The 11119-nt window shown below is 52.1% G+C and carries 11 protein-coding genes; 6 read left to right on the top strand and 5 right to left on the bottom strand.

Annotated features, from left to right (window positions below):
• Positions 1-47 precede the first annotated feature (47 nt).
• Positions 48-383 (top strand): nucleotidyltransferase domain-containing protein, encoded by a 336-nt coding sequence (locus AAC035_RS12495; protein ID WP_339804647.1) that lies wholly within the window; start codon positions 48-50, stop codon positions 381-383.
• Here the strand turns inward: AAC035_RS12495 and AAC035_RS12490 are convergent, their stop codons facing one another.
• From AAC035_RS12490 to AAC035_RS12475, 4 genes are read right to left on the bottom strand one after another with little or no spacing between them, the layout of a single operon-like run.
• Entirely contained in the window at positions 384-626 is a 243-nt protein-coding gene (locus AAC035_RS12490; RefSeq protein ID WP_339804643.1) for a hypothetical protein, read from the bottom strand. It lies immediately after the preceding gene.
• Positions 627-628: 2 nt separating this feature from the next.
• The gene (locus tag AAC035_RS12485) at positions 629-1057 is read right to left on the bottom strand and encodes a hypothetical protein (RefSeq protein WP_339804641.1); all 429 of its coding nucleotides are present in this window, start codon (positions 1055-1057) and stop codon (positions 629-631) included.
• A gap of 23 nt (positions 1058-1080) precedes the next feature.
• A complete protein-coding gene (locus AAC035_RS12480; RefSeq protein WP_339804645.1) occupies positions 1081-1452 on the bottom strand; it encodes an antitoxin Xre-like helix-turn-helix domain-containing protein in 372 nt (123 codons plus the stop codon).
• Between the two features lie 5 nt (positions 1453-1457).
• A complete protein-coding gene (locus AAC035_RS12475; RefSeq protein ID WP_339804640.1) occupies positions 1458-1700 on the bottom strand; it encodes a hypothetical protein in 243 nt (80 codons plus the stop codon).
• Between the two features lie 451 nt (positions 1701-2151).
• Between AAC035_RS12475 and gmtY the strand changes: the two genes are divergently transcribed.
• The 5 genes from gmtY to AAC035_RS12450 are packed head-to-tail and all read left to right on the top strand — an operon-like array spanning position 2152 to position 10574.
• Positions 2152-3531: a gamma-mobile-trio recombinase GmtY gene (gene gmtY, locus AAC035_RS12470; protein WP_092033916.1), complete on the top strand. Its 1380-nt coding sequence runs from the start codon at positions 2152-2154 to the stop codon at positions 3529-3531.
• On the top strand, positions 3521-7342 hold the full coding sequence (locus AAC035_RS12465; RefSeq protein WP_339804637.1) for a VPA1269 family protein: 3822 nt from the start codon (positions 3521-3523) through the stop codon (positions 7340-7342). Before gmtY ends, AAC035_RS12465 begins: the two co-directional genes overlap by 11 nt.
• Positions 7335-7970 carry a gamma-mobile-trio protein GmtX gene (gene gmtX, locus AAC035_RS12460; RefSeq protein WP_339804635.1) on the top strand — a complete coding sequence of 212 codons (636 nt, stop codon included), beginning with the start codon at positions 7335-7337 and terminating at the stop codon, positions 7968-7970. The genes AAC035_RS12465 and gmtX overlap by 8 nt, the downstream gene beginning before the upstream one ends.
• The gene (locus tag AAC035_RS12455; RefSeq protein ID WP_339804633.1) at positions 7963-8397 is read left to right on the top strand and encodes a VPA1267 family protein; all 435 of its coding nucleotides are present in this window, start codon (positions 7963-7965) and stop codon (positions 8395-8397) included. Before gmtX ends, AAC035_RS12455 begins: the two co-directional genes overlap by 8 nt.
• Positions 8394-10574, top strand: a complete 2181-nt coding sequence (locus AAC035_RS12450) for an ATP-dependent RecD-like DNA helicase (protein WP_339804632.1) — start codon at positions 8394-8396, stop codon at positions 10572-10574. Before AAC035_RS12455 ends, AAC035_RS12450 begins: the two co-directional genes overlap by 4 nt.
• A gap of 179 nt (positions 10575-10753) precedes the next feature.
• Here the strand turns inward: AAC035_RS12450 and AAC035_RS12445 are convergent, their stop codons facing one another.
• On the bottom strand, positions 10754-11077 hold the full coding sequence (locus AAC035_RS12445) for a tyrosine-type recombinase/integrase (protein WP_339804629.1): 324 nt from the start codon (positions 11075-11077) through the stop codon (positions 10754-10756).
• Positions 11078-11119: the final 42 nt, after the last annotated feature.

The following is an 11119-nucleotide window of genomic DNA, read 5'->3' as shown; positions in this document are numbered from 1 at the left end:
CCATGGTGGCCTGAACTCTACTTTTGATGCCCTCTTAAAATGGGGGGATTACCGATATTCGGGAGGCGGTATTAGTTTTTCGCGAAAAACTCACTAATCGTTTCGATGCGGTTCAATTGATCCTGTTTGGTAGCCGAGCCCGTGGCGATTATCACGCGGAGAGCGATGCTGACGTGGCGGTTATCTTGCGCGGACAGCCTGGGGATTTCGTGGACACCAAGCTGGAGATGGCGGGTCTGGCATTTGATGTGCTTTTGGATACCGGCGTTTTGATTCAGGCCTTGCCGGTCTGGGAGCGTGAATGGGCCAACCCGAAGGGCTACTCCAACCCAGAACTACTCGAAAACATTGTCAGGGACGGTATTGTGCTTTGGCGCGCTTGATTAACGCTCCGAAAATTTCTCATCCAAATACTGTCCCAACAAAGCAACCATTTCATTACCATTGATTGCCCCCGCTCGTCTCAGCGCGACAATCAGATCTTCAATCTCATCGGTCACCACCTCATCACCTGCCAGCCGCGTGGCAATGTCTGCCAGCGCGTCCTCGGGTGTAGCTTGATAACGGATACCGAATTGTTCGGCGAGGTCTGTGATATAGGACTTGGTGCTGGGCTGTGTATCCATCGCTAAATTTCTACCCAAGGATCTTCTATTTTCAGCCAGCTCCGCATGGCGCCCCCTTGTTTCAGCTGGCCAGAGCACTCCCACTCCCAAACCCAAGCAGTGATCCGATCAAAGTCCACCACATCATTAATGTCGGTTGGCTGGATGTTCGGTACCACCCGGTTGTTCTGCTCAATGTGATGGTAAAGCAGATCAAACACAGCGCGTTCGTAGCTGGCGCACCTGGACAAATCTACCGGCAGTCCTGACTGTGCGAGAAATTCTGATATATCTATGATCTCTCGATCCCCGAACAGGAAAGAGGTGTCCGGGTAGTTATGACCGGCGATAGCCCAGACAGCGGGTGATCCCATGCTATGCCAGAATGGTTTCGATCGCCCGGGATGCAGGGCGCACAGCGCGGTCAGACCTGTGATGTATGGGATCGTCATTATTATCGCTCTATGGTGGCTGGTTATCCCGCCCGCTTTGCATCAAAGTAGCGTCGAGTTTCCGCGAGGTGCTTCAAGGAGCCATGCGCCATAAAGTCCAGGGCAGACGCTCCAGCGAAAGGAGATTCACTGGTTTCCAGTCGAACCCGGCGATTGGCGCGGTCGGCCGTCGGATACATGACTCTCAAGGATTTGTAGATGCCCAGGATGTAGCTGATGCGCTCCAGGGTATCCCGCGAGAGCTTTACGTGCGGCAACTTCTGATACTTGGCCAGAGTGCTGCGGGACACACCGCCGAGCATCTGCATCATTTCTCCCTTTGTGCAGCCCCACTCATGGCAGACACCAAAGAATCCCTTGAGAGCCACATGCCCTTTGGCTTTTTCGTCATCAATAGCGATTATTCTTGTCCTTTCTTGGGCCGCTCTCGATCCTCCATGAAATCGTCTGTTACGCCTTCATCGGATTCAAAGAACTCGTCCCAGACCGGATCGGTTGGCCGCTCATAACGTTTGACTGAGCCCTTGAGTCGTTCCAGGGGTGTAAGCTCCTGAGGGAGCGGTTCAGCCAGCTCGTCGGCATGGGCGGTGTGGGCATCGAGGCCTTCAAGCAGCTCTTTTTCCGTCATGCGTTTGGTGGACATAGATCCTCCTGCAGAGTCAGATGCGCCTTGGTTGATACCAATTAGTAACTGAATCTACTAATTAGTAAGTCTAATTACTAATTGGCACTAACTGCTATCGACCTGCGTGCTGTTTGGGTAAAAACACCGTCACCGTGGTTGTTCGTGACGTGGGGCGGCTGACTCATCGACGACACTCCTCCATAAAAGCCTGAAACCAGGCCGACTCCCGCGCCGATGGCTGTAGATCATACAATCTTACCACCCGGACGAACCTGGCTACATAGCCGCACTGACCAACCGGGGGCAGCCATTCATCCGGACCTTTGGCGCCCTTACTCCTTAGTGGAATAGAAAAAATATCCTAAAAAGCATCAAAAACCTATGCCAGAAGTCGAAATCTGGTTTTTTTTGAGCATACATGCATATATAGTGGAATCACGAATATACTATTTGACCAATTGGAAATTGCGTGCTGAACAGCGTCTGCATAGAGGCAAATATCAAAGTAGACAACACGGGGACGAAGATAAGTCTTCCGGTGATCGTCACCCAAGATGGTTTGCTGAAAAGTTATTTGGATTATTTGATCGTTCATCGATACAAGTCTCGGAGCTGGAAAGACAGGAGCGCGTTTGCGGTTCGACTCCTCATCGATTACACGAATCAGAATAAAGACTGCTTTGAAACTCCTCACCAACTGTTTCAGGAGTTTTCAAACAGCCTCTACACCGGAACGATTGGCGAGGACGGTAGCGATCCGAGTTGGCTGCGGTGGAAACCACGCGAGGATAAGGACGCGAACTTTCTAATCAGCCTCATAACACAATACACAGACTGGCTCTCCGAGCAGTATGAAGAGAAAAAGCTTCAGATAAACCCAACGGTAAAACCTACTCGTTACGAGGAGTGGATGGGCCTCGCAGCCTTCTACCAAAAGAAACGGCGGGCTTTTCTTTCCCACCTTTGGGCTAACAAACCAGCCCCTGCTTATTTCCGGAAGGTTATGCCCAGGAGGGTGTCGCGTTCTAACGGCAATGAGGGTAAGAAAAGCTTTCCTCCTGGACGAATTGACGACCTCTTGTGGAATGGCCTTACGCGATATGGCTTTGAAACGAGCGACGTAGTTCATGAGCGCTTGGACCTGAAGAATGTGCTCATTACCATGCTGATGCATTACGGCGGACTCAGGCTCAGCGAGTGCTTTCACCTTTGGATAGAAGATGTCGTGCCGTGGGAGGACGGAACCGCACTGGTCAAAATTTTTCATCCCGATAAAGGGCGGCCCCGTCTAAACGGCCCCAGCAGGCGCGAAGAGTTGCTCAACAAGTATGGGATGCAACCGCGATTTGAATATTCGAAATCCCATACGCTGCATGCAGGTTGGAAAGCGCCCAAAGAGGACAATGAAAGTCGCCACTTTCTTCTGGTTTGGTGGTTTCCAAGAAGTGCTGGTGAAACCTTTAACGACCTTTGGCGGCTTTACCTGACCTACCAGCGATACCCCGATGGCGGTAAACATCCGTTTGCATTCACGACGCAATCAGGCGCTCCGCACTCAATCAAAGGCTATAACCAATCGCTTAAAAGAGCCGTTGAAAGAATTGGTTTACCGTTTTCAAAAGAAGCGGGAACGACAGCGCACGCCCACCGACACTCGTATGGGCAAGCTCTGGCTGATGCAAACGCTGATTCTCTGATCATTAAAAACGCCCTACACCATAAATCGATAGAAAGTCAGCAGGTCTACACCGAACTCACTGATAAGCAGATGCGGGCGCATTTGAGCAGATTGTCGCCCGAGCACGGCTTAATTTCTCCAATCAAGAAAGAACTCATTCATGACAACTAAGTACGCCACGCTCGCCGAAGCCTCAGAAGCCGCTCAGCGCTTGGGATTCAAAACGCAGCCGGAATACAAGAAGAGCTACCGAAACGATTCGAAGCTGCCAGCAAATCCCGACCAATTCTATGCCGGAGATTGGGGTGATTGGTATAGCTTCCTTGGCACTGAGCGCCCCGGTGAGAAGTACGCCACTGTCGCCGAGGCGTCCGAGGCCGCTCAACGCTTGGGATTCAAAATAAGAGATGAATACAACAAGGGCTACAAAAAAGACCCGAAGCTGCCAGCAGCTCCCGACAAACACTATGCCGAAGATTGGGCTGATTGGCCCAACTTCCTTCGCAATGCGCGCCCCATAGAAAAGTACGTGACGCTCGCCGAGGCGTCCGAAGCCGCTCAGCGATTGGGCTTCAGAACACGCACCGAATACTTTGATGACTATCAAAAAGACCCGAAGCTGCCATCGAATCCCCACCGAAGTTATGCCGGAGATTGGGATGATTGGTATAGCTTCCTTGGCGTTGAGCGCCCCGAGAGGTACGCGGCGCTTGCCGAGGCGTCCGAAGCCGCTCAGCGCCTGGGGTTCAAAACACAGACGGAATACTTTGAGGACTACCAAAAAGACCCGAAGCTGCCATCACAACCCGCAGTTTTCTATGCCGAAGATTGGGATGATTGGTATAGCTTCCTTGGCACTGAACGCCCCAGTGAGAAGTACGCCACTGTTGCCGAGGCGTCCGAAGCCGCTCAACGCTTGGGGGTCAAAACACAGACGGAATACTTTGAGGACTACCAAAAAGACCCGAAGCTGCCAGCTTCTCCCGGTCAATTCTATGCCGAAGATTGGAGTAACTGGTACAGCTTCCTTGGCACTGAACGCCCCGACGGCAAGTACGCGACGCTCGCCGAGGCGTCCGAAGCCGCTCAGCGCTTGGGATTCAAAACGTCCACAGAATACAAAGAGGGCTACAAACAAGACCCGAAGCTGCCATCCCATCCCGACGAAATCTATGGCAAACATTGGGCCGATTGGTACAGTTTTCTTGGCAATGAGCGCCCCAGAGAAAAGTACGCGACCCTCGCCGAGGCGTCCGAAGCCGCTCAGCGCCTGGGATTCAAATCAATTAAGGAATACCAGAAGGACTACAAAAAAGACCCGAAGCTGACAGTATCTCCCAACGACTTCTATGCCGAAGATTGGGATGATTGGTACAGCTACCTTGGCATTGAGCGCCCCGTGAAGAGGTACGCCACTGTCGCGGAGGCGTCCGAAGCCGCTCAACGCTTGGGGTTTAAATCAGGGGTGGAATACTTCAGAGGCTACGAAAAAGACCCGAAGCTGGTATCGACCCCAAACCAATTTTATGCCGAAGATTGGATAAGTTGGCCTCACTTCCTGGGCAACGAAAATGCCATTAATCGAGAACTGACCAGCAAATACCCCGAGTTTTGGAAAGCCATTCAGTGTTATGTAGAGGCTGGTACAGGCCAATCCAACAAATACTCACATTTGAGAGCATTACTTAGATTTTACGTGGACAAGTTGGGCTTGGTTGACGATCCGGGAGCCATGCTGTCAAGGGATATCCCGTTTAATGAGCGAGCGTACGAAAACTTCATAAATGCCACCGCAGATACTGTAAAAAAATCACGGCATAACGCCTGTTCCGCTTTTTTCGAGTGGATTTTGGAGACTTATTGCTCTGACGAGGACGATAACGGTGAGTTGATAGTTCTGCCCGGCTACCGCAATCCTCTGAGAACCGTTTTCAAGGGTTTGCTAGACCAGTTACCCAGTTACAGGCGCAGTGAATCAGACAAGCCTCCATTGCCCATGGATGCCATTGTACGAGCAAAGCAGCATCTGATTCCGCTAGAGGCAACGTCGTTTCGCAATCTCTATCAATTGCATCCCTTCCTCGAAGACTGCTGGTTCGAGGTTGATCCACAGTTAATTGATGAGAACGACCCAAACTGCGTTTATCGAGTGGTCAAAAAAGACCGGAAGCGAGGTCGCAAGCGCTATTTTGAAGAGGTGTACGAGTTATGGTCGCCCGTAAAAATTGTCGCAAACTACACGTTGCTATCCATTCCGTTGCGGGGACAGCAAATCTGTTGGCTCGACAGCGGAGAGGGAGATGAATTCGTTCCGGTATGGCGTGATGGGAAGGTCCACTGGATCAAAAACTCAAGCCAGCTTGCGACCCGAAAGCGGAATCAGGGCTTTATTCAGAAAGGGGGCAATGACGGTGAGTTGAGCGCCTACATCACGACGAACAAAACCGGAAAGAAATTGGGCGGCTACGAAGTTCCTTTCATGCCGGAAGACCTAGCGTGTTGGATTATCCAGCTTCGGGAGTGGCAGTCCAAATACAATCCTATCGAAGAACTCACACCGTGGACGCAAATCAAGCTGCGGCAGAAGACCCACAAAGACATCCTCAAACGGCGTGGTAAACAAGCGTTCCTTTTTCGCGATCCGGCGTCAATTACCTGTAATGAGAAGGTGTCGCCTATATTTCCGACAACCACGTTTACACGAACTCTGCCTGCTCTGTTGTTCCATAGTCAGAGGCCAGGCGCGGACCTCGCTGAGAAAATCGAAAAAAAGAACAGCGTGGATTACAAGAGCCAGTTTACCCCTCATGCTCTCCGAGTCAGCCTTATCACTGCCTACATTGTCGACGGCAGAGCGCCCATAGCCGTGATTTCAAAGCTGGTTGGTCATTCCTCGCTGGTGATGACGATTTACTACACAAAGGTAGGAGCCAGCAAAATGCGGCTGGAGATGGCGGCGGCTGAAAAACGGGCACTTGAGCAGAGTCACTATCGTTACGAAGACCTCATCCTCCAGAAGAAAATCGAAGAGGCGCGTCCGGAATTAATCGCCACAGACCGAAGCATCATGGATCAGTGTCTGACACCTAGTTGGCCCTCTGGAGCCTTCCAACTTATGAGTTTCGGAATCTGCCCCATGAGCGGCAACAAGTGTGACGAAGGTGGCATGGCGCTGGTTGAGCGGAAGGTTGAAGCACAGTACGCGCCGGTGCCCAGTGGCTATCTTGGGACTCGAAATTGTCCCCAGTGCCGCTTCTTCATTACCGGCCCGGCGTTTCTGGGCGGTTTGTCGGCTATTGCCAACGAAATCATTCTGGAAATCAATGTCGCCCGCAATGAATACCACGAACTCGAAGAAAAAAGGCAGACGCTCGATGACGAGCGGTACGATACCGAGTCTTCGGGACAGGTTTTTGGTAAAGAGCGAACGCTGAAAAAGATCACCTCGGCGTATGAGGAAAAAGCCAAAAAGCTCGACATGCTTCTTACGGATCTCCAGCACTTATACCGCCTGATTTCTCAATCTACCGAACTGCTGAAGACCTCCGAGACAGGCCAGCACCAACTGATCGTCAGCGACAATTACGTGGAAATGGAGATGCATTTGGAGGAGCAAAGCAGCGAGTTTCGGTTGCTCGCTGAGGTCTGTGCCAACGCTGAAATTTACGAGAGCGCCAGTGCCTCCAGGGCACGCCCCCTGCTCAGTCAGATGCTCGACAAATTGGCGGACACCAATGGGATTGCACCCGCGATATTTCGGTTGACCGAGGATCAGCAGCTCGAAGCTGCCAATCAGGTCGTCCGGCTGATTATGCAAGTGACACAGAATAACTGGCACGTCGCTGACCAGTTGATCAATGGGCAAATCACCTTGGAAGATCTCGCCGAACCACTACAGCTAGGTGATGTGCGCCAAGAGATCGAGTCAGCCATGAACGGGTCTTTGAAATTCCCGCTAGAAATCGAGAGCTGCAATGAGTGAACCGAACGAAGTCTACGAGGCCATACTGGGCCAACTGAAAAATTCTCGTTCCAGGAAGTCCCTGGAGGCCCTTCACGCCGTTTGCAAGGAACATCATGAGTCAGGCTCGGTTGATTTCAGAATCTCAACGATTGCGAAGCTAGGAGCCAGTCGTGGCGCTCCTAGCGAGCAGACCATCCGAAACAAAACCGGAGAACATTATAGAGCGGTCATTGAGGCTTGGCAGGCGCTTGGAGACCAGAAAAAGAAAGCGATCAAAGCACAGACCACGCCCTCGGGCGAGTACGATTGGGTTGATGAGGTAAGCAATAAAACTCACCGCTTCCTCATACTCGACCTGATTTCGAAGGTCCGTAAATTGAGGGCCGAAAATAAAAGGTTTGCATCGATCAAGAAATTGGAAATTGACTACCGAGCGGGTGCTGAAGACAAATCTGAATCGAGGTTACCGAGCCTGTTGAGTCACGAGATTGATGCATTGAGAGACGCCATCTCTGAGGAGTCCCTTAAATTAAAGGGCTGGACTAAAACAGAACGCGGCGGCATCGAGGACCAAAACGGCAAGGTTGTCCTCAGAAACGGTTTTGTGAATGCCCTTGAAAAAGTGTTGAGTATCGAGAATGGCTAACGGACAAGAAAAAGCTCGGGAAAATCTTGTTGCCTTCCAGCGTTGGGCCGCTACGCAAACCGATAACGATTTCAAGCAGATCGTCTTTCGCGGCCAGTTAAACCGTGGCGAAGTTGCCAACGCTATCGGTATCGGAAAGAGCGCCTTGCGCCAGAATCCGGCGATAAAATCGGCCTTGGATAATCTTGAAACGGTCCTCCGTGAAAGAGGCGTATTACCGCCACTGACTGAAACTGCACAGCAACAACGGTCTGCGCCAAAGCCCTACGATGCCAGCGCCAATCAGCGGTCCCTGGAGTCAAAACGACTCTCCGTTCTGGAGCAGGAAAACATTGAGCTGAAAGCCCGCGTTGCAACGCTGGAAGCCAAACTCAAGCGCTATGGCGAGTTATCCGAGGTGCTGACGGAATTTGGTGTCGCCCCGTGAATGAAGACTATTTCCGCGTAACCAGTTGCCAGCATGAAGGCGCACAATACACGATCTTTTCTGGTGTCCCGCTGAAAGCCAACAGCTACCGTATCAACAGCAGGAAATACATCATCTCCATCCGGTGCGAAAACCAATCACTGCCCATCAAACCATCCGTGGGCCAGCAATGGCGCGTGCGTGGTGAGCGGGTATTGGAGGCGGTTCAGGCAGGCGACTATGAACTACAGCAGCATGTCTATAACGCGCCGGTTGAAATGGAATGCACGTTGCCAGAATCCGGTGAGGCACTGATCCGCTTTATCGCGTCAGACAGAGATTTCACCGGCATTGGTGAGGCGAAAGCACGGGCGCTCTGGGACGCCTTCAGCAGCAAACTACACCAGATGCTGCGATACGATAGAGCGGATCACAGGGAGCTTCTGAGGGGCATTCTGAGTGATGTATCGGTAGACGCCCTATACAACGGCTACGCCAAATACCGAAACCTCGCACACGCTAATTGGCTGGCCTCGCTCGGAATCCCGTTGCGTATCCAGCAACGTATTCTGAAATACCACGATGAACGCACTGTCGATGTCCTCAAGAGCAACCCTTACGCACTTCTTGGATTCGGGATGGCATTTAGGGACATTGATACCATCGCAGAGCGACTAGGCTTTGCGAAATCTGCGCCACAGCGCCTTGCCGGGGCACTGGAGACGGCAATCCGCAGACAGGTTGAAAAGGGGCATACTTACGCCACCTACAAGGCCCTCAAGCCCTTGATTGCCGAGCTTTTACAGGACGCCAAACTGACAACGGACGCTTTCGAAAACGGGCATCAGAGCGGTCAATTTATCATCCGACCCGATACCGGAACCTACCATCCCACCGCTCAAATTATGATGGAGTCGGTCGTTGCCAAACGCCTGAAATCCCTGGCCAGCCTTACTGACTCAGATGAGGCGGTATTCAAAGCCTTAACCGATGCAGTTCTGGATTTGCCTTATAACCTCACGGAGCAACAGGTGCAGGCCGTTGAATCCAGTCTGACCAACTCTGTGTCCTGCATTATCGGTGGTGCCGGAACAGGCAAAACTACGGTGCTGAGGACAGTTCTCAGGGCGTACAACTCACTAGGATATGAGGTTCATGCGGTTGCCTTGTCTGGCAGGGCGGCAATGCGCCTGCACGAGAGCATCGGCTTCTTCACCATGACCATTGCCCGGTTGCTTCGAGAAGAGCCGATAGAGCACTCGCTGGATCGCCCAAAGCATGTCCTCGTCATCGATGAGGCGAGCATGATTGACCTTCCAACCATGTACCGACTCATCACGCATCTTGATCCATCGGTTCGGATCATCCTGACTGGTGATCCCAACCAACTCCCGCCAATCGGTTGCGGCAAAGTGTTGTCGGACGTGGTTGAGTCAGGTGCGGTGGCGACTCAGGCACTTAGCATTGTGAAGCGTCAGGAGGGCGCTACAGGAATACCGGAATACTCAGCCACCATCAATCGTGGCGAGGTCCCTCGCTCGTTGTCTTGTGGAGCGATTACGTTCCACGAGGCGAGTTCAGAACAGATTGTTGATCGCTGCAAGGCGCTCTATGCAGAGTCACCTCAGACCACTCAAATCGTCGGGGCAACCAAGGCTTTAGTCGGAGAGCTGAATCAGGAGTGTCAGCGGCTGCTTAACCCGGATGGTGAGCGTCTGCAATTTACCCTCTATGGCGAGAATTTCTACCTGGATCTCCGATTGGGTGACCCTATCCTGTTCACTAAAAATAATTACAACCTCGGTATTCAGAACGGCTCTCTGGGCGTCTTAACCTCGACCGAACGTGGCTATCAGGACGACCAGGACACCTATGGCTTGGTGACGCTGGATACAGGTGAGCAAATTCCGATCACGGAGGAAATCTTCGACTGCATGGAACTGGGCTATGCGATTACGCTGCACAAGGCTCAAGGTAGCCAGTTCCCAAGAATTGTAGTCGCAATCCAGAAGGGGCGGATCTCAGATCGAGCCTGGCTCTATACAGCGGTGACTCGTGCAGAAGCCGAGGTTCATATCGTGGGGAAGAGCAGCCATTTTGCTTCAATGGCGAAGTCAGTGAGTAATGCCAACAGGCGAGCGAGTTACTTGAAAGACTTGTTGCTCGAAGAGAGGAGGGGTTCGGGGGTTAGCCAGTGACGGCACGCGCCCTCATCGCCGGTCGCGGCCATCGGGACCTCTCCCTGTACCGCAACTTCATCTTAAACGATGATCGCTGGTCGTCAAATACCTCGAAATCAGCTCATAAACAAAAGCGAACATTCACCGCACCCCCAATTCCAGGCTTTACGTCCCTTAAACGGGTAAGCAATGCCCCATCAAGAACTTGGCAAACGATCAAAAGGGCTGACGGTTCCAGCACGTCGATCGCCAATGACATGCGTGTAGATTTCTGTCGTTCGAATGTCGCTATGCCCAAGAATTTCCTGAACCGTCCTGATATCGCTCCCCGATCTCAATAACTCTGTCGCAAAGGCATGCCGAAAGGTATGAGCCGTCACACGCTTGGTGATTCCCGTGGCCAGACAGGCCTGCCTCAATCGCCGCGAGTACGATGAATGATGAAGATGGTGGCGGCACACATAACCAGCGATGGGATGAACGCATCTTGTTACGGATGGGAACAGGTAGAGGGTCGGCAACGATTCTGACGAAATCCTCCAAAATGTGCCTTAACCTATTGT

This window comes from uncultured Marinobacter sp., assembly GCF_963974375.1.
Taxonomy (GTDB): Bacteria; Pseudomonadota; Gammaproteobacteria; order Pseudomonadales; family Oleiphilaceae; genus Marinobacter.
The sequence above is the reverse complement of the archived record's forward strand: the minus strand, read 5'-3'. Positions and strand labels throughout refer to the sequence as shown.